The sequence below is a fragment of the Desulfosporosinus nitroreducens genome, assembly GCF_023897015.1.
Classification (GTDB): domain Bacteria; phylum Bacillota; class Desulfitobacteriia; order Desulfitobacteriales; family Desulfitobacteriaceae; genus Desulfosporosinus; species Desulfosporosinus nitroreducens.
This window is the reverse complement of the sequence record NZ_JAMHFY010000021.1, coordinates 42,864-62,229: the sequence shown is the minus strand read 5'-3', so window position 1 is coordinate 62,229 and position 19,366 is coordinate 42,864. Positions and strand designations below refer to the sequence as shown.

The following is a 19,366-nucleotide window of genomic DNA, read 5'->3' as shown; positions in this document are numbered from 1 at the left end:
GGACCTATACTATTTCTTGCATTGCACCTATGTTTCGGGTAAATAAGGGAAGAACAGCATTACAATTTTTTTTTACCATGCAGGAAAAGTAGGAATGTGTGTAGAACGAATGTAGAACGAATAATGTAGTTTAGGAAAAATATGATATTGCATAGCAAGCCAAGAAGGTGTTGCAAAAACCATGGAGGTTTGACTCGTTAGGGTCAACTTTGTGGTTTTTTTATTTGCGTGAGAAGTAATGGATATTGTGTCATTTACTTTAAACTTTATAGAAATTATCAGATTGTAAAGGACAAAGATTGGGGTATGAATGTATAATAAAGGAGGAGATACTTATGCATATGGCAGATGCCTTGATTTCACCGATAGTGGGTGGAACCATGTGGGTAGCAACTGCAGGAGTTGCGGCCTATTCGATTAAGAAGATTCAAACCGAGATGGATGAAAAGAAAGTTCCTTTAATGGGAGTGATGGGTGCATTTATCTTTGCCTCCCAGATGATTAACTTCTCGATACCAGGAACCGGCTCAAGTGGTCATATTGGAGGAGGTTTAATTCTCGCTATCTTGCTTGGTCCCTATGCGGGCTTCCTGACTATGGCTTCTGTCCTTACGATACAAGCGCTGTTTTTCGCTGATGGAGGGTTGTTAGCTTTAGGGAGTAATGTTTTTAATATGGGTTTTTTCACCTGTTTTATTGCCTATCCATTGATTTATAAAACGTTTATGAAACAAGGGTATTCCACTAGGCGGATTCTCATTGCCTCTCTCTTTACAGCGATTATCGGCCTTCAGCTAGGTGCCTTTGGGGTCGTGCTTGAAACGCTCTTTTCCGGTAAGACTGAGTTGCCTTTTGGAACGTTTTTATTGTTGATGCAACCTATTCATTTGGCAATTGGTGCAGTTGAAGGCCTTGTCACAGCAGCTGTTGTAGCCTACATTTGGAACTCTCGACCAGAAATTATCGAAAAGGCTGCCTCGGGTGAAGCTTTAGGCAATGTCGCTATAAAGAAGGTTGTTGGAGGACTGGTTATCGTTGCAATGATTACTGGAGCGGGGTTATCCTGGTTTGCCTCTTCCGATCCGGATGGGTTAGAATGGGCCATGATAAATACTGCTGGCACAGCCGAATTGGAGGCGCCAGAGGGTCTGCATCAAACGCTCTTGCACTTACAGAGTAAAATTGCATTTTTGCCAGATTATTCGTTTAAAGCATCGGGAAATGAGCCGGAACCTGGTGTTGGAGAAGGCGGAGATGCTTGGCCGGCTATAAGTGGAGGAACGAGCGCTGCCGGATTAGTGGGCGGTGGAATGACACTTTTATTGGCTGCCTTTATGGGATTTGGTATCAGTATGTTAAAGAAAAGAAAGAGTAAGGTAAGTATCTAAAGCTTATTTACCGGTAGGTCTGCCTAAATTACTTATATTGGATTGGATTGTTAATATGGCAAACATCATGAATTCATTGTACAATATGCGGATTCTTGACGATTTGGCTCGGCAGGAAACCGTGATACACAAACTGCATTCGCTAATGAAATTATTAACCACAGTTAGTTATTTAACTGTGGTTGTCTCCTTTGGAAGATATGAAATTGGCGGGTTGTTGCCTTTCCTCATTTACCCAGTGATGGTCTTTACTTTGGCAGAACTGCCTGTTAAGCCCATACTTCTAAGGATCTTAATTGTTTCTCCATTTATTATTGGGATAGGTATACTAAATCCTTTCTTCGATCAGCAAGGCTATTTACTGGGTGAAAGAGTAATCTCCAGAGGGTGGATTACGTTTGGTTCAATTTTGTTAAAAAGCGGACTAACTGTAACCGCAGCTCTCCTTCTTATTGCGACTACGGGGATGGATCGGTTGGCAGGGGCCTTAAGGATGATGAAAATTCCTCGTATATTTGTGCTTCAACTGCTCTTAACCTATCGTTATATTTCAGTATTGATGGAAGAGGTAGCCCGAATCTTAAGGGCGTATTCTCTACGGGCACCGAACCAAAAAGGTGTCCATCGAAGTGCTTGGGGCTCATTGGCGGGACAACTTATCCTCCGCACCTTTGACAGAGCTCAGCGAATTTATGAAGCAATGTGTTTAAGAGGGTTTGCGGGGGAGTACAACACAGGAGGCTTTAAGGAAATTAGAGCTTGGGATTTATCCTATTTTATAGGGTGGGCATTATTCTTCGCCGTTGCGAGGATGTATAATATTCCAATGTTAATAGGTTCATTGATAACAGGAGTGATAAAATGAGTCATCATAAGCTAGAGGTCAAGGATCTTCATTATAGTTATCCGGATGACCATAAAGCAGTCAAAGGGATGTCCTTTTGTATCTATCATGGGGAGTCAGTAGGCATTATTGGAGCCAATGGAGCAGGAAAATCGACGCTGCTAATGTTGCTCATGGGCGTAATTTTTCCAAGTCAGGGAGAAGTTTGTGTAGGAGATGTCCATGTTACAAAAAAGACACTTCCTATGATTCGCAAAAGTTTAGGGATGGTTTTTCAGGATCCTGACGACCAATTATTCATGAATACTGTCTATGATGACGTAGCCTTCGGACCTCGTAACTATAAACTTGATGAAAAGGAAGTCGAAAAGCGTGTTCTCAATGCCTTAGAGCTGGTGGGCATCCTTCATCTAAAAGATCGTGCGCCCTTTAAATTGTCCGGCGGGGAAAAGCGAGCTGCGGCTATTGCCTCGGTACTTTCGATGCACCCCGATATTTTGGTGATGGATGAACCAACTGCAGCTCTAGATCCTAAATCTAGACGTAAGGTTATGAAACTCTTAACAAGCTTTAACCATACAAAGATTATCACCAGCCATGATTTAGACATGATTTTCGAAATGTGTGACAGGACTATTGTTATTAAAAATGGCGAAATTGCCGCGGATGGGGTAACTTCTGAAATTCTGGTGAATGCCGAATTGATGGATGCCTGTGGCCTTGAGATACCATTGTCACTGCAGAACTGTCCTGTTTGTAGGACTAAAAAAGTTTAATCGGCTATTTATCAAATTTTTTACGTAAAAATCCTTTATATTTATTATAGAAGCTTTTTTTATAATACTTCATAAATACAACTATATACTCCCTTGTGATGTGTCAGCCATGTTTTCTTGTACATGGCTGATATTTTTTTTGATAGAATAATGGGAGTTAGCTAAAAGAAAGAAATGAAGGGAAAATCTTAAGGGGATTTCTTGCAAATAAGGCAAAATAAAAAGATCAAGACGTTGATGAAGGTTACATGTTTTTGGTTTAAAACGGGAATTTTATATTAAGAGTAAAACAATGAATTTAGCGGAGGTGCCTTGTAAATGCCAATGATTAACTTTGATGGACCTGTCCTAACTATTGACCAAAAAAGGAGTCTGATTCATGGAATGAGTCAAGCTGCTTCCCAGGCCTTGGGAATTCCTATGGCAGCCTTCACAGTTACCTTAGATGAACACGAATACAGCAATATGGGTATTGGTGGGGAAGTGTTAACTGAAACTGCCTATTGGGATAAATACAAAGAGAGAGATTAATATTTAATTTCAAAAAATAGGCGGCCTCAGGGAGGCCGTCTATTTTGGTCTTTAAAAAGGTTTTAGTGACGTTGGGAGTACAACGGGGCCGCTTCGTTGCACGCCCAACGTTATTTTGAGTGATTTTTTAGGACTGCTATTTTATTTACACAGTTTAATTAAATTGTGATAAGATGATTCTTAATAAGGAACAAATAAAAATAGGTTAAGGAAGTTTTGCACTTAAAAGGCTGTAAAAAATATGCAGAAGAGAGAAGGGGTGTCCAATGCCGACTAAAAGAGATGTAGAACAAGTTTTAGAGAAAAGGGATTGGAATCAACTTAGTATTTGGGCTAAAGAACATAGGAATGTCTACCGACAATTAATGACGCGAATTTATGTTAAAGATGGGCTTATATTTTGGAGAGCTGTAGAAGCCTTAGGTTTTTTAGTTCGTGAAATCGAAAAGGAAAAGCCCACATTTGCGGTAGAGCTTGTAAGACGCTATTTTTGGATGCTTAATGAAGAATCTGGGGGGACGGCTTGGAATGCATCTGAGGCCATAGGGAGCCTCCTTGCTCATTGTCCAGAGACTTGTGGACATTTTAATTGGATGCTTTCTGGGTTGTTAGAAGATGAGAGCTTAAGGGATGGAGCACTATGGGGATTAGCGCAATTGGCACAGACTGCCCCACAGTTAGTATATCCTCTGGAAGAACGCATAAGCCCCTTCTTAGAAGCTAAAGAACCCTTCGCTCGGGGATTGGCTGCCTTGATTTATGCACTGATGAGAAAACCAGCGGATGACTTTGAACTTTACCGTGAACAAGGACCTAAATGGAGCGTTTCCAAAGATCTGGATCAGCGCTTAAAAAATGATCAGCATCTTCTTGAATTTTATCAAGATGGCAAATTTATCAGTTATACTGTTCAGGAACTCTGGCAGGTTCAAACTCTTGCGGTTTGGTCGGAGCAGATGAATATGAAGGATATGGAGGTTGAATTAACGGTTGCCTCCACTGCGGCAGGTTTATGTTGGTTAGGGATTGGCTCGATGGTTGAGGAGGAACAGTCCTTGAGAACATGGGCAGCACGCTGGTTCCCAAAATGGTTTTTGATACGAAAACGCGAGCCTAATACAGAGGCTTTTCGTCAGTTGCAAGAGTATTTGACAGGGAAAATTAAGGACTTTAGCATCCCTCTTCATCAAGTCGGGACACCTTTCCAACTTCAAGTTTGGAAAGAGCTTTTGCGTATACCATACGGAGAGACACGCAGTTATGGTGATATTGCTGCGAGAGTGGGTAATCCAAAAGGGCAAAGAGCGGTGGGCATGGCCAACAATCGAAATCCAATTGGAATTGTGGTTCCCTGCCATCGAGTGATCGGCAAAAACGGAAGTTTGACAGGGTATGCCGGGGGTTTAGACATTAAGGAAAGTCTGTTAGAACTGGAAGGTTTTATCCTTCCTAAAGAGGAAGCTTGAAGAAATATGGATTAGAGACGTTAATAAAATATATGCGGAGTGTGTTAACAGTCGTTTTTTGAGCTGGATTTAAATGGATATACTAGAGACTAGAGAATAGCATTCTTAAACAACTCGGGGAAATGATAGACAAAATGAGAAGGCAGGGAACAGATATGGAGAACAAATCCCTTTTTATTGGAGTCGAACATATTGGAATTAAGGCCTTGGAAATGGAAAAGGCTATTCGGTTTTACACTGAGGTACTTGGCTTTAAGTTTTTAAACCGGATTAAACCAGGCGAGGTGGAATTGGTCTTTCTGGAATTAGGGGGTACTGTTGTGGAGCTGGTGGAAGTTGTTAATGGCCAAAAGTTTCAGGATGGAGTTGTCAATCACTTGGCAATCCGTGTATCCGATATTATAAAAGCGATTGATCACTTAAAAGACCATCAGGTTGAGTTGACTGCTTCGGAACCCATGTCGATAGGAGAAGGACGGTATAATTTCTTTTTTCGAGGTCCGAGCGGAGAAAAACTGGAGCTATATCAGGTGTAACTAAGAAGGTCCGCATAATAATGTTGATCAAAGATGGCTGGCCCGCCTCCAGTGTGCCAAAAGACAATCTTCTCAGGGAATTCTTGGCTTTTTTGTTGCATCAGGTGTTTGACTGCTGCAACACCTTTGGAAGTGTAAACAGGATCAAAAAGGATACCGTCAGTTCGAAAACACTCAATGATGACCTTAGAAGACTCAGGAGTGGGTAAGCCGTATCCCGGTCCGATAAAATTAGAAGTAATTTCAAAAGATGGCAGAGAACAAGGAACATGAAGCAGATCCAAGACCTCGGCAGCAAGTTTTTCAACCTGTGTATGAAGTTGATCCGAACTTTGGATTACATTGACTCCCAGTACGCGAAGAGGGTGTGGGAGAAGAGCATTGGCGGCGATCAACCCCGCTAGAGTTCCGGCGCTGCCGACTGAACAAATCAGGGTATTTGGGGCCCATCCTTGTTCTTCAGCTTGTTTAAGCAGTTCGAAAAAAGCTAGAAAATATCCCAACGATCCGAGAACATTAGAGCCCCCTAGAGGGATTGCGTAGGGATGGAAACCCTGTGATTTCTTTTCAGCGGAAATGCGGTTCACTGCTTGATCAAGGGGTTCTTCTCCACAAGCTATAATTTCTGCCCCGGCTAGACGATCCAAAAGCAGGTTGCCACCCCATTCAGTGGGTGTCTCTCCTGGAATAACAATCACGGGTTTAAGCTTAAACATTGCGGAAACGACAGCAGTGAGACGAGCATGATTCGACTGAGGTGCACCCGATGTTATAATGAGATCTGCCTTTTGACTTAGTGCTTCGGCCATCAAAAATTCAAGTTTGCGCAGTTTATTCCCACCAAGGCCGTAGGGAGTCAGGTCGTCTCGTTTCCAATATAATGCATCATCACCCCAAGCAAGACGGCTTCTTTCAAGGGGTGTAGGGCCGCCCATCAAGGGGATGCGAGAGGGAAAGGGTAAACTTTCCAGTAATGAATTGTACATTTGACACCTCCTGGAGGTTATCATTCTATCAGTTATCAAGGAATCCCTTCTTGAAATCCCTTTAGTAAGGTTTAACAATCTTGCAATGCCTGCTTAATGTGGTAATATTATCCTGTACCTTCCTGCCTTTCGTACATTTACAATTGATGTTTAGGGTCATAATTGGAGCTGATTAACCTTATGCCACAACCAAAAGAAAAAGGTAATTATTCCTACGCTGACTATCTAACTTGGTCAGAAGATGAAAGATGGGTTGATTTAAAATAAAGAATGGAAGCAACTATGCAAAAGAAACGATATCTTACTTTTAATGAACACTTGCGTAATCGATTTAGGGAGAAAGTTTTTAAGGTCTCTTTGGACGCTGGATTTACATGCCCAAATCGAGATGGAACGTTGGGGTGGAGCGGGTGTGTCTATTGCAGCGAGCGAGGATCCGGGGATTTTGCCGGAGATCAGAAGTTATCCCTTCATGATCAATTTGTCGAAGTTTCGGAACGAATGAAGAGGAAATGGCCAAGCGCAAAATATATCGCTTATTTCCAAGCGTATACCAATACCTATGCCTCGCTGGAAAGGTTACGCGAGGTTTATGAAGAAGCCCTGGAAGAAGAAAATGTCATTGGATTATCCGTCTCAACAAGGCCGGACTGCTTGCCGGAAGATGTGCTCGACTATCTTGAGGAACTGAATCGGCGGACGTATTTATGGGTAGAGCTGGGTTTGCAAAGCAGTCATGATCGAACTATGGAATGGATTAGAAGAGGTCATGATTATTCCCAATTCCTTAAGGGTCTAGAACAATTACGATTTAGAGGAATACAGGTTTGTGCCCATATAATTCTAGGCTTGCCTGGAGAATCAAAAGCAGAAATGCTGGAAACAGCGCAAGCAGTTGCCAGTCTGCCTATACAAGGGATTAAAATTCATTTGTTACATGTGCTCAAGGGCACTCCATTGGCAACAATTTATGACAACGAGCCATTTGAACTCATGACGAAAGAGGACTATGTCTCTCTTGTTGTGGATATTATAGAAATTTTACCGCCAGAGATGGTGATTCATCGTTTGACCGGAGATGGTCCCCCAGATGATCTAATAGGGCCTCTTTGGAGTCGGAAGAAGTGGGAAGTTCTTAATGCCATCGACGCTGAGTTAGAACTCAGAGATACATGGCAAGGGAAAAGGGCAAAGAAATAGCGACCCCGAAGGATCGCTAAAGAGAAGGAGAAATGTGAAGTGAAGTTCGGATTAAGGCCTAAGCTTAGGCCGTGATAACTGATCTGGCTGCATGGATGCATTATAACAGGAGTTTTTAGTCTTAGACTGGGGTGGCGTGAGTTTAAAGCTAGGTGCTAAATTCAAGTAACGTTTAATATCTGAATTTGTAGCAATTATTTGTTGGCTTATTTGGTCATTATTGAGACGTTCCATGTTGCACTCACCCCCTTGTTTTTATAACTATTTCTATTATGGGGTTTCGTACTGGACAAGTTTTCCTTCCCAAGTACGTAAAACTGCTTTGTTTTCATCAAGAGATACCAGGTATTGCGGTAATATGGGTGTCTTACCTCCGCCCTTCGGGGCATTTATAATATAAGTTGGCACCGCAAGGCCTGAAGTATATCCTCGTAACTGATCCATTATGGCAAGCCCGTCTTGAATCCGAGGAACAAAATGGCGTGTTCCCTTGACGTTTTTGGCATGGAAGATATAATATGGGCGAACCCTGATTTTGAGGAGTTCATGATTTAGTTTCTTCATGATCTCTGGTTGATGGTTTATGCCTTTGAGTAAAACCGCTTGATTACCCAAGACCACCCCGGCTGCAATAAGTTTGTCAGCCGCTTTTTTAGCATCTTCAGATACCTCTTTGGGGTGATTAAACTGTGTGTTAATATAAAGGGGTGGATATTTAGCTAATATTGAGCACAGTTCGTCCGTTATGCGCATAGGAAGAGTCACTGGAGCCCTTGTGCCAAGCCGCTTAATTTCTACGTGAGGAATTGAGTGAAGTTCTCCCAGAAGCCAATCCAGAGTGAGATCACTAAGAAGCAAGGCGTCTCCGCCAGTTACTAAGACGTCTCGAATCTCGGGATTTGCGCGAATATAATCTAGAGCTGCTTTAAGTTCTGTTCTTTGGGTATGGGTATCGGTTTCACCAATATTTCGTCTGCGCTGGCAGTGCCGGCAGTACATAGCACACATATTTGTGACATTTATAATTAAGCGATCTGGATATCTGCGAGTAATCCCGGGAGCAGGAGATGTGATTTCTTCGCCCATAGGATCATCTTCGCCAAAGTCTTCGACGAGTTCAGCTAATGTAGGCAATCCTTGAAGCCGAATTGGGTCCAGAGGGTCCGTATCACTCATTAAACTTAGATAATAAGGGGATACTGCCCAACGATAGGTTTTTCCTGCGCGCTCAATTTCCTCACATTGATCTAAAGTTAATCCGGGAAGCAGAGCCATTAAGACATGGGGGTCTGAGATTCTATGCGCCATTTGCCAGTGCCAACTTTCCCAGTCTTCAAGTGTGGCGTTGAAATAGCTTAGAATATCTGCACGGCGGGATTCGTAGGTTTCTGTAAGCGAAAATCCCGTAGGAACTTCTTTAGAGTTATTGAGATATGGAATAACCATTTGTTTAAGCTCAACTGCACGCTTAAGCGCATATTGTCGAAATGTACCTGAAAGTTCTTGGAGTTCGACAGCCATATATATTCCTCCTTTATCTGTTTCCAGTTGAAACTTAATTCATCCAGCTGTGCTTTTCTCCAGTGAGGAGAGTGTTTTGTACGCCATCCGTGGCTAACGCATAAGTGTCGCTATGGCTACCGCTTGCACGGAAGCTTGGCGCTAAGCCAAGCTTTCTAAAAAACAAAAAAGAACCAATCAAATCGTCGGTTCCCAAAAGAATTAAACGCAAAATATCACGCTAACGTGTTTCAACGCTTACGAGGTTAGCTGTCGGGTTCGAGCTGAAAACTGCTCTACGCCATTTGGCGATTCACCCCAAGAAGTGGTTCCCCCGTTTTCCTTTTGGAAATTCAGCAAGGTAAAAATATTTATTTTACTGACAACCTTATATTAACACAAGAGTTGTTACCTGTCAATAGCATGATGTAACCAAGATTTGGCTATGTTATAATAGGTTAGAATTCGATTGAATATTTTATTATTAGTTATTCAAACCACGAACTATGAACCACGAATCAGCGAGATTGGATAAGGGGTTGAACATAATTGGAAAAGGCTCGGTATCAGGAAATTGCTATTGATATAGCTCACGCAATCATGATGGGAGAATATCATGAAGGGGTGAAAATTCATGGCCGTTCGACGTTAGCAGGACGGTATAACGTTTCTCCAGAAACTATTCGCCGGGCCATCGCAGTTTTGCAAAATGTCGGTGTGGTTGTGGTCAGTCAAGGAGTAGGGATCACCGTAACCTCAAAGGCCATGGCAGAAAAATTTGTTAAATCATTTGATCAAAAAGGGGAAATTCAAGTCTTTGTTGAAGATCTTAAGAAGCTTATGGATCAAAGGCGTGAAATTGACTTAAAGATTGAAAGTCATCTTAATAAATTCCTAGGTTATACTGACCGTCTAATGTCTCGGTGGTTGGATGTTGGAGAAATCGAAATCGGAAAAACATCCCCTGCCATTGGCAAGACTTTGAGAGAATTAAAAATTCGAGAGCGAACAGGGGCAACTATTGTGGCAGTGGTTCGAGACGGATTGGAACAATTTTCTCCAGACGCCAGCTTTGTCCTGCGTGGAGAGGACGTCCTGCTGGCAGCAGGTTCAGCAGAGGGGCAACAGAAGCTAAGGTCAATTTTATAAGTTGGATGGAGTAAGTTAAAAATGTATCCTGGCATTGATATTATAGAAATAGAACGAGTGGCACAGGCGTTTAAACGTCAACCTAGATTAATTGAGCGCCTTTTCACAATTCGAGAGCGGGAAGCCTTAATTGGGAAAGGTATTCAGAGTTATGCAGCACGTTTTGCTGGAAAAGAGGCAGTTCTTAAGACTTTGGGAACTGGCTTACAAGGATTGTCCTGGCATGATATAGAGATTTTGAGTAACGTAAGGGGAGAACCGCAAGTTTTTCTTAGTCTTAAAGCAATGGATCAGGCATGTGCCAGGGGCGGATCAGAAGTTCGAGTTAGTTTATCCCATAATCGAACTCAAGCGATGGCGTTCGCAATTTTAAGCTAATATAGAGAACTGGGGTGGGGAAAGTGCGTGTGGTTAATGCAGAACAGATGCGGCAGATAGAAGAAAAAGCCATTCATCATTATGGTATTCCGAGTTTGCTCCTTATGGAAAATGCAGCCTGGGCAGTCGTCGAAGAGATTCGACGTTGTATCCCCAAAGGTAAGGAGGGGCTAAACGGTCGAAAAGCAGTGATTCTTGTTGGCAAAGGAAATAACGGCGGAGATGGTTTGGCTGTTGCTCGACATTTAGTTTTTCAAGGGATGGATGTTACGGTTTTAGTATTTGCTGCACTTAAGGAATTGAAGGGAGATGCAGCTTTAAATTTGTATCTTTTTCAAGGCACCACCGGTAAATTATTTGTAATCGAAGGAGAGAAACAGCGGCGGTTAACACGATTGGCTCTGGCGCAAGCAGATGTCGTTGTAGATGCACTTTTTGGAATTGGAATGCGTGGGGCTTTGCCTGGCCTGATAGAAGAATATGTGGATGAAGTGAACTGTGCTCCTGGATGGGTGGTTTCTATTGATATTCCCAGCGGGGTTGAGGCTAATACCGGTAAAGTTTATCGAACTGCGGTTCGGGCCCAAACTACAGTTACCTTTGGCCTCCCTAAATGGGGCCTTTTTCTCGGTGAAGGGCCTGAATATTGTGGACGGGTTGTAGTGGATCCCATTTCTATTCCAGAATCCTATCTGGTAGAGGAAGGGATTTCTACGTTTGTATTGATGGATGATGATGTACGCGATATGATCCCTATTCGTCATCTCAAAGGGCATAAAGGAACTCATGGAAAAGGTATTCTTGTGGCAGGGTCTAAAGGGATGAGCGGGGCATCAGTGTTAGCAGGAAAAGGAGCTTTGCGAAGTGGAATTGGGTTGTTACAAATCGTTGCTCCACAAGGGATTGCAAAAGAAGTGGATGCAAGCATCACGGAGGCAACTGTTTGGTCTGCGCCTGGAGAAGATTTTTTGAATGAAGAAGCTTGGCATGTAGTCTTAAAACAATCTGAGAAAGCTAAAGCCCTTGCTGCAGGTCCGGGTCTAGGTGAGAATATAGAGTTTATTTCTGTTTTAGAAGAAATTCTTAAAAATATTAGTTGCCCAATTGTCTTGGATGCTGACGCCCTTAATCTCATAGCATTAGAACCAGGTCTGTTGAGTTTGAGAAATGGAAGAGGCGGGTTGATACTTACGCCTCATCCTGGTGAAATGGCTCGACTCTGTCAATGCAGTGTTGAAGATATTGAGAGGAATCGGTTAGATATTGCGGTGGCAAAAGCAGTTGAGTGGGAAGCTGTAGTCGTTTTAAAGGGTTCTGTGACTATCATTGCTTCCCCTGATGGTCGTGCTTTCTTTAACCCAACCGGAAATCCCGGACTTGGTGCAGGAGGGACGGGAGATGTTCTTACCGGGAGTATTCTTGCTTGGTTAGCCCAAGGAGTTTCACCGCTGGAAGCGGCTTGTCTAGGCGTATATTTACATGGTAAAGCAGCGGATGAGTTAGCAAAAGAGTTTGGTTGGTCTGGATTTACGGCCTCGGAAGTAGCAGATCAAATTCCTAAAGTGAGGCGTGCATTAGAGTATAAGGGCTTAGAGGGAAAGAGGGGATAAACTATGGGAGGGAGACCGGTCTGGGCTGAGGTGAATCTGCAAACCCTTAGAGAAAATTTCTACAAGCTTCAGACATATACCAAAAGTGAAATAATGCCGATCGTAAAGGCGGATGCTTACGGACATGGCGCGATTCCTGTTGTAAAAACGCTTATAGCCTGTGGTGCACAGCGTTTTGGTGTTGCTCTTTTGCAAGAAGCCCTGGAAATTAAAGCGGCGTTTCCTGAGGTTGCGGTCATGGTCATTGGTGCTACGGAGCGGAATGAGTCGGATACTTTAGTTGAAAGAGATATTATTCCCACTGTTTTTCAATTAGCTCAAGCTCAGGCACTTTCCGAGTCAGCTGTGAGGCTTAACCGAACGGCGAGACTACATATAAAAATTGATACAGGGATGGGGAGAATTGGATTTCGTGAGACCGACGTCGCTGAGATTCTAAGAATTGCCGATTTGCCAAATCTGTTTATTGAAGGTATTTTCACACATTTTGCGACTGCGGACCAAAGAGATTTGTCATTTGCCAGAAAACAGTTAAAATGTTTTAAAACTGTCTATGAAGAGCTAAAGAGGGCCGGACTTACTATTCCGATTCGCCATGCGGCTAATAGCGCGGGGATCATTCAATTCCCGGAATCACATTTTGAGCTTGTTCGTCTAGGAATTAGCCTCTATGGACTCACTCCATCTTCTCAAATTGACGGAAATATTGGACTAGAGCCGGTAATGGCTTGGAAAGCCAAAGTGTCACATGTTAAAACTATTAATACCGGAGAGACTGTAAGCTATGGCCGCACATTTCAAGCGGCTTATCCGACCGTTGTGGCAACTGTCCCGGTAGGTTACGCGGACGGAATGCGCAGAGCTCTTTCAAATCAAGGGGAAATGCTGATCCATGGAAGACGTTCAACAATTATAGGGCGGATCTGTATGGATCAGACTATGCTGGATGTAACTAAGATTCCGGGAGTAAAAGTAGAGGATGTCGTAACTATTTTGGGAAAAGATGGAAACGAACAGCTGACAGCGACAGAAATGGCAGATTGGATGGGTACCATTAGCTATGAAGTGGTTTGTGGAATTTCTAAAAGGGTTCCGCGAGTTTATATTGATCCAACGGAGCCTTGATACCATCCCTTGTACTATGTCCAAAGTGATCTAATTATTAAAAGTAAAGCTCTTTGAGACATAAAACCCTTTGTTGCCTCATAAATTGTGGCAAGGGGGTGCCATGTCTATGTTTGATCTAACTACTGGGTTGAGTTATGCCTTTTTTATGCTTTGCCTGGTGCTCGGGTGGGGTGCTGCTGGAGCTTTGGATTACGATGGTATCCTGCGTCGTTCTACATCCCGTTGGGGGAGATTTTTACTGCGTATAGGCGTAGCTCTAGTATTGGCTGAGGGATTTCGGATTTTCTTAAGCTTTGTGTTGGGGCCGGTACTCGATCTAGTTGTAAATAAAAGCATCAATGGATTTAAAGCTTTTTAAATTTCTCGCACAAGACTTGATTTGTGAATTGACTTAGGCAGAATAAGAGCCCCTCCGGAATTTTTCTGGAGGGGCTCTGCGAAGTCCTATCAACCTATAAGAAATCTAGGCCGGTATAAAACCAAAATACATAAGCACAATGATTCCGAGTACAACTCGGTAGTAACCAAATGGCTTAAAATCCTTTTTGCTAACGTAACTCATGAATCCGGCAATTACTAACCAAGCTACTATAAATGATATAAAAAACCCAAAAGCTACCACTATAAATTCATGTAAGTTGAGGGTGAGTCCATTTTTTAACAATGTGTAACCAGAAGCAGCGACCATAGTAGGAATGGCTAAGAAGAAGGAAAATTCTGCGGCTACGACCCTTGAAGCACCCAATAACATAGCCCCTATGATGGTTGAGGCTGAGCGTGAGGTTCCTGGTATCATAGCTAAACACTGGATAAACCCAATCAAAAGAGCAGTTCTGTAAGTGAGTTGTTTCATGGATTTAATTTGGAAGGCAGGTCTCTTGCCTTCAATATATAACAGAATTAACCCACCGATTATGAGGGCTATAGCGACAACTGTTGTATTAAACAGAAGTTCTTCTATGTAATCTGCTACTAGAAAGCCAATTCCAAGGGCAGGGATAACTCCGACTAGGGTCTTTTTCCACAACTCAAATATTTCTTGATTTTTGGCCGACTTATAATTGCCGAAGGGAATAAGTCTATGCCGAAAGTAAACAACGACGGAAAGAATGGCCCCCAGTTGTATTACTACATCAAACATATTTGCAAATTGTTCCGTAAACCCAACAAACTGGTTCACTATGATTAGGTGCCCTGTCGAGGAAATCGGGAGGAATTCGGTAATTCCTTCTACGATCCCTAAAATCAAGGCGCTGACATAATCATTCAAAAGCATCATCTCATTTCTAAGTATTGTTCTAAATGGCTTAAGCCGCTATATTAAGCTCACGGTTCGTTAAGTGGCTCCAAGCGCTTGGTTATGATAACCATTAATAACACTCCTATAGACACTCAACCATTATCCCATAGTTTTAATAAGCGAGTCAATAATTTCAAGTCCATATTTACTGTCAGGAAACGACAAAGCAGGCAGAAATAATTATCGACATCTAAGTTTGGCATGGTAAAATAGATAATCAGAAAACTATCGAAAACATGATTTCTACTACTCTTAATTCTAAAGTGCTAACTGATTGGAAGGTTTAAAAAGATAAGGTTTGTTTTATATGGAGTTTGGTTGATAATACACATAAGAGTGCTACAATGTATGAGATAACAATTAAAGGAGTAAACATGAAGCGAACATGGCGTTTTTGGCTTGCCCTATGGGCTGGTAAGATAATAACTATGGGTCTGTTAGTTATAGGGAAAAAAGGTACGACCCTGCCCGGAAAGATTGCCAACCGGATTGACCCGCAGATCATGCGCCACTTGAGTGTGGCCTATACTGATGGAATTATCATGGTTACTGGGACCAATGGAAAAACGACAACGGCTAATCTCCTGGCAAGTATTTTGCGTCAAGCCGGAAAAGTGTTTGCCTTTAACCAAGCGGGCGCGAACCTAGTGACTGGAATTACGGGAGCCTTAATACAGAATACAGGGTGGAATGGTTTATCACGAGCGAGTTTAGCATTGCTGGAAGTGGATGAAGCGACAGTTCCTAAGTTTTGTGAGCAAGTGTCTCCCAGTTTAGCGATTGTCACTAACTTTTTTCGCGATCAGCTCGATCGCTACGGAGAATTAGATACTACAGTACGTATGGTTAAAGGATCTTTGCCGAAAGAAACGGTTCTTGTCTTAAATGCGGACGATCCTTTAGTTGCGCAGTTTGGTACGAATCATAATCAGGCAATTTACTATGGGGTGGAGCGCACTCCAGACAGCCAAGGGGATAGTCAGGAGACACGGGAAGCCAGGTTTTGCCCCGGATGTGGAACGGCCTTAGATTATACGCTGTTTCACTACGGTCAATTGGGGATTTTCAAGTGTTCAGGGTGTGGTTTCCATCGTCCTGAGCCTAAAATTCTGGCGAAGGATGTTCATCCGGCTGAAGGGTTGCTGCTGTTTCAGGTTGATGAGGTTGCCTTTAGGATAGCTTTGCAAGGGTATTATAATCTGTACAATGCCCTTGCAGCTCTTACAGCAGCCCGTGAATTAGGTTTCAAGGATAAGGTTATTGAAAAGGGACTGCGAGTATTTATCCCTCAAGCCGGACGGATGGAACGGTTTAGTCTCCCGGAGGGAGAAATCACCTTAACTCTCGTTAAAAATCCGACAGGGTTTGATCAGGTCATTCAGACAATGATTGGTGTCGATAGACCCCTGGGAATTCTAATCGGAATCAATGATCTAGCGGCGGATGGGCGAGATATTTCTTGGCTTTGGGATGTGAACTTTGAACGATTAGGAACGTATGAGGCACGCATACAGAAAGTGGTATGTACAGGTCTTAGAGCAGAAGACATAGCCTTAAGGCTAAAATATGCCGGCGTATCCGTCGAGAAACTTATACTTGAACATAGTTTAGCCGGAGCCCTTAAGATGTTGACAGGAAGTCGGGCAGAGGGCGAAGCTTGGTTTATATTACCCACGTATACTCTGCTTTTTCCGCTTCGGGAGATCGTGGAAGACCGTCAAAAGAGTGCGGGGCTGTCGAATTCGAGAGCTAAGGAACGTGGAGAGGAGGCAAGCGCGTGAAACTTGCTATTTGCCATCTGTATCCGGATTTACTAGACCTTTATGGAGATCGAGGTAATATTTTAACGTTAGCGGCTCGGTGCCGTTGGAGGGGAATTGAACCGGTAATTCAAAAAGCATCGCTAGGGGAAGACTTGGATTTCATGGGTATGGATATTCTGTTTATTGGCGGCGGTTCTGACCGTGAACAAGGCCTGCTGGTTCAAGATCTTATGCGTCGGGAGAATGAACTTAGAAAGGCCATTGAGAATGGTCTTGTAGTGCTTTCTATTTGCGGTGGTTATCAAATGCTAGGAAAATACTATCAAATGACTAATGGGGAAAGAATTGACGGGTTGGGCATATTGGATGTCTGGACAATTGCTGGGGCAAAGCGTCTGATTGGAAATGTGGTTGTGGAACTTGACGAGAAAAAATCAAGTGGTAATTCCAATAAATTTAGGACAATGGTTGGGTTTGAGAATCATTCAGGCAAAACTTATTTGGGTGAAGGGATTAGCCCTTTAGGCAAAGTCTTATTCGGTCATGGAAATAACGGTGAGGACAGTGGGGAAGGGGTACGTTACCTCAACGTCTTTGGAACGTATTTACATGGACCGCTCCTCCCTAAGAATCCGCATCTCGCTGATTTGTTGTTAGAATTGGCTATTCAAAGGCGTGGAGTGGACACTCGCTTGATGGAACTTGACGATTGCTTGGAAGATTTAGCTCATAAGGCCATGGTCAAAAGGCTATTGAAACAGGCCTAAAATCATGGCTATGATTGGTTAATAACAAAAATCAGTATATCAAGAGTGATATACTGATATACTATAGTTAATGAACGATTCTTGATAAAAGTTCTCATCCATATTGTCTCTTACCATAATTTACATGGTGAAATAACCTTGTTTTCGAGGGGTTTTGGTTTATTTACCTGTGGAATTCGTTGACACTTTTTTAGATTACTGTCTATAATAGAGTATAGCTTTAGCTAAATGACTTGGGGGTGCTAATGTGGCAGAAAGTAAGCGAATTATGATTAGTTTGCCGGAGAGTTTGCTTGCGGAGGTTGATGGGATCGTCACAGTTGAAAAGCGTAATCGCAGCGAATTTATTCGAGAAGCATTGAATAGCATCCTTCACGAACGCCGGAAGAAGGGAATCCATGAGCAAATGCGTCAAGGGTACCTCGAAATGGCGCAACTGAATTTATCCATAGCTAGAGAATTGTTTCAAACGGAACAAGAAGTATTAGAGTATTATGAAGAAACGATGGTGGCGTATCAGAGATGATGATAAAACGCGGGGAAATTTATTACGCTGAGCTTAACCCCGTCGTTGGCTCAGAACAGGGAGGAACTCGTCCCGTCCTCGTGGTCCAAAATGACATAGGGAATCAATTTAGCCCGACGACAATTATTGCCGCGATCACTTCACAGATTGCTAAAGCGAAATTACCGACTCACGTGGAGGTAAGAGCTAAACGCAGCGGATTAGAACGGGATTCGGTCATCCTTACGGAGCAGATCAGAACGATTGATAAAAGTCGGCTGAAGGAAAAAGTAGCGGTATTGGATGAAGAAGTGATGCTAAGAGTAGATCAAGCCATCGAAATTAGTTTAGGGCTTGCGGATATTTGATATATAGTTGATATATAGTTTCTGAAGAGGCAGCGCTGCGGGATGAATACCGACGCTGTTTTTGTTTGGCATAGATGACAAGTACAAAAAAGAGACGACTACTGTCGTCCCTCTTTGTACGGGTTCACCTGCACACATGTCACAGATAAGAATATCTTTACAAACATGAGTTCCATAGCAGATGTTATCTCCGATTTTAGTCGCGCCATTTGCGCGATCTCAATGTCAGCTCACCTTTTAGTTTAGAACAAGTGCAAGCCTTTGTCAACGTTAAAAGAGTGTATACAGTATTCCTTATTAATTAATAGAGGGATTTGTGGATTTGTGACGAATAAATTGTACATAAATGACATACTTTAAGGGAACTAAATGGTAAAAAATACAAGAAATGGAAGGAGAACCCGCTTGATTCAATTAGAAGGGGTAAATAAACATTTTGGTCATTTGCATGTCTTGAAAGATATTAATCTAACGGTAAAGTCGGGAGAAAAATTGGTGGTCATTGGCCCCAGTGGATCAGGCAAGAGCACATTAATTCGATGTATGAACCTGTTAGAAAAGCCAAGTTCAGGTAAAGTTACGGTGGACGGTGTAGACATAACTGCTCATAAGGCATTAGTGGCTAAAGTTCGTCAGTCAGTTGCTATGGTCTTCCAGCAATTTAACCTCTACCCGCACAAAACAGTTTTGGAAAATTTAACTCTTGCTCCTATGCTTATTAAGAAAGTGCCTCAGGCGGAAGCAGTTAAGGCTGGTCTGGCTTATCTTGATCGTGTGGGATTAAAAGAAAAAGCTAATGTATATCCGTCCCAACTTTCTGGGGGTCAGCAACAACGTGTAGCCATTGCCAGAGCCTTGGCAATGCGGCCTAAAATTATGCTCTTTGATGAGCCTACATCGGCTTTAGATCCGGAAATGATCCAGGAAGTTCTTGATGTTATGGTTGATTTAGCTCATGAGGGAATCACAATGGTCGTTGTCACGCATGAAATGGGTTTTGCTAAAACGGTTGCAGATCGCGTCATCTTCATGGATGATGGACTGATTGTGGAAGAGAATTCTCCCCAACGCTTTTTTGAAAACCCTACGCATGAACGTACCAAGTCATTCTTAAGCCGGATTTTACGCTAATCTTTAAATTCGGTTAGTTCATAGGGGTAATTATTCTGGT

General features: G+C 42.7%; 20 protein-coding genes and 1 riboswitch. Of the genes, 17 read left to right on the top strand and 3 right to left on the bottom strand.

Annotated features, from left to right (window positions below; translation table 11 throughout):
- The first annotated feature begins 335 nt into the window (after positions 1–335).
- The 6 genes from M8E35_RS19335 to M8E35_RS19310 all read left to right on the top strand — a co-directional run bounded on the left by M8E35_RS19335 (position 336) and on the right by M8E35_RS19310 (position 5,541).
- Entirely contained in the window at positions 336–1,388 is a 1,053-nt protein-coding gene (locus M8E35_RS19335; RefSeq protein ID WP_252471402.1) for an energy-coupling factor ABC transporter permease, read from the top strand.
- 55 nt (positions 1,389–1,443) lie between these two features.
- Entirely contained in the window at positions 1,444–2,253 is an 810-nt protein-coding gene (cbiQ, locus tag M8E35_RS19330; RefSeq protein WP_252471400.1) for a cobalt ECF transporter T component CbiQ, read from the top strand.
- Positions 2,250–3,008, top strand: coding sequence for an energy-coupling factor ABC transporter ATP-binding protein (locus tag M8E35_RS19325; protein ID WP_252471398.1), 759 nt, complete (start codon positions 2,250–2,252; stop codon positions 3,006–3,008). Before cbiQ ends, M8E35_RS19325 begins: the two co-directional genes overlap by 4 nt.
- 318 nt (positions 3,009–3,326) lie before the next feature.
- On the top strand, positions 3,327–3,539 hold the full coding sequence (locus tag M8E35_RS19320) for a tautomerase family protein (RefSeq protein WP_073030765.1): 213 nt from the start codon (positions 3,327–3,329) through the stop codon (positions 3,537–3,539).
- A gap of 266 nt (positions 3,540–3,805) precedes the next feature.
- On the top strand, positions 3,806–5,005 hold the full coding sequence (locus M8E35_RS19315) for a DVU0298 family protein (protein WP_252471396.1): 1,200 nt from the start codon (positions 3,806–3,808) through the stop codon (positions 5,003–5,005).
- A 155-nt stretch (positions 5,006–5,160) separates the two neighbouring features.
- Entirely contained in the window at positions 5,161–5,541 is a 381-nt protein-coding gene (locus tag M8E35_RS19310; RefSeq protein ID WP_252471394.1) for a VOC family protein, read from the top strand.
- On the opposite strand, the gene M8E35_RS19305 is transcribed toward M8E35_RS19310, so the two are convergent.
- Positions 5,532–6,527, bottom strand: a complete 996-nt coding sequence (locus tag M8E35_RS19305) for a D-cysteine desulfhydrase family protein (RefSeq protein WP_252471392.1) — start codon at positions 6,525–6,527, stop codon at positions 5,532–5,534. The genes M8E35_RS19310 and M8E35_RS19305 overlap by 10 nt on opposite strands.
- Positions 6,528–6,809: 282 nt before the next feature.
- Between M8E35_RS19305 and mnmL the strand changes: the two genes are divergently transcribed.
- A complete protein-coding gene (gene mnmL, locus M8E35_RS19300; protein ID WP_252471390.1) occupies positions 6,810–7,727 on the top strand; it encodes a tRNA modification radical SAM protein MnmL/YtqA in 918 nt (305 codons plus the stop codon).
- Positions 7,728–7,997: 270 nt separating this feature from the next.
- On the opposite strand, the gene eam is transcribed toward mnmL, so the two are convergent.
- Positions 7,998–9,248, bottom strand: coding sequence for a glutamate 2,3-aminomutase (gene eam, locus M8E35_RS19295; protein WP_252471388.1), 1,251 nt, complete (start codon positions 9,246–9,248; stop codon positions 7,998–8,000).
- Positions 9,249–9,467: 219 nt separating this feature from the next.
- Positions 9,468–9,596: riboswitch (cyclic di-AMP (ydaO/yuaA leader) on the bottom strand.
- Between the two features lie 180 nt (positions 9,597–9,776).
- Here eam and M8E35_RS19290 point away from each other — a divergent pair.
- The 5 genes from M8E35_RS19290 to M8E35_RS19270 all read left to right on the top strand — a co-directional run bounded on the left by M8E35_RS19290 (position 9,777) and on the right by M8E35_RS19270 (position 13,850).
- Entirely contained in the window at positions 9,777–10,376 is a 600-nt protein-coding gene (locus M8E35_RS19290) for a GntR family transcriptional regulator (protein ID WP_229248772.1), read from the top strand.
- 21 nt (positions 10,377–10,397) lie between these two features.
- Complete coding sequence (gene acpS, locus M8E35_RS19285) at positions 10,398–10,754, top strand: holo-ACP synthase (RefSeq protein ID WP_252471386.1); 357 nt, start codon at positions 10,398–10,400, stop codon at positions 10,752–10,754.
- A 23-nt stretch (positions 10,755–10,777) separates the two neighbouring features.
- The gene (locus tag M8E35_RS19280; protein WP_252471384.1) at positions 10,778–12,364 is read left to right on the top strand and encodes an NAD(P)H-hydrate dehydratase; all 1,587 of its coding nucleotides are present in this window, start codon (positions 10,778–10,780) and stop codon (positions 12,362–12,364) included.
- Positions 12,365–12,367: 3 nt separating this feature from the next.
- A complete protein-coding gene (alr, locus tag M8E35_RS19275) occupies positions 12,368–13,489 on the top strand; it encodes an alanine racemase (RefSeq protein ID WP_252471382.1) in 1,122 nt (373 codons plus the stop codon).
- Positions 13,490–13,598: 109 nt separating this feature from the next.
- A complete protein-coding gene (locus M8E35_RS19270) occupies positions 13,599–13,850 on the top strand; it encodes a hypothetical protein (RefSeq protein WP_242947571.1) in 252 nt (83 codons plus the stop codon).
- A gap of 105 nt (positions 13,851–13,955) precedes the next feature.
- Here the strand turns inward: M8E35_RS19270 and M8E35_RS19265 are convergent, their stop codons facing one another.
- Entirely contained in the window at positions 13,956–14,762 is an 807-nt protein-coding gene (locus tag M8E35_RS19265) for an undecaprenyl-diphosphate phosphatase (protein WP_252471380.1), read from the bottom strand.
- 404 nt (positions 14,763–15,166) lie between these two features.
- On the opposite strand from M8E35_RS19265, the gene M8E35_RS19260 reads away from it, so the two are divergent.
- The 5 genes from M8E35_RS19260 (at position 15,167) to M8E35_RS19240 (ending at position 19,326) form a co-directional block, all read left to right on the top strand.
- Positions 15,167–16,573, top strand: coding sequence for a MurT ligase domain-containing protein (locus M8E35_RS19260; RefSeq protein ID WP_252471378.1), 1,407 nt, complete (start codon positions 15,167–15,169; stop codon positions 16,571–16,573).
- Complete coding sequence (locus tag M8E35_RS19255) at positions 16,570–17,322, top strand: type 1 glutamine amidotransferase (protein WP_252471376.1); 753 nt, start codon at positions 16,570–16,572, stop codon at positions 17,320–17,322. Before M8E35_RS19260 ends, M8E35_RS19255 begins: the two co-directional genes overlap by 4 nt.
- Before the next feature lie 247 nt (positions 17,323–17,569).
- Complete coding sequence (locus M8E35_RS19250) at positions 17,570–17,848, top strand: CopG family ribbon-helix-helix protein (protein WP_252471374.1); 279 nt, start codon at positions 17,570–17,572, stop codon at positions 17,846–17,848.
- A complete protein-coding gene (locus M8E35_RS19245; RefSeq protein WP_073030781.1) occupies positions 17,845–18,195 on the top strand; it encodes a type II toxin-antitoxin system PemK/MazF family toxin in 351 nt (116 codons plus the stop codon). The genes M8E35_RS19250 and M8E35_RS19245 overlap by 4 nt, the downstream gene beginning before the upstream one ends.
- A gap of 405 nt (positions 18,196–18,600) precedes the next feature.
- Positions 18,601–19,326, top strand: a complete 726-nt coding sequence (locus tag M8E35_RS19240; protein WP_229248763.1) for an amino acid ABC transporter ATP-binding protein — start codon at positions 18,601–18,603, stop codon at positions 19,324–19,326.
- The last annotated feature ends 40 nt before the right edge of the window (positions 19,327–19,366 follow it).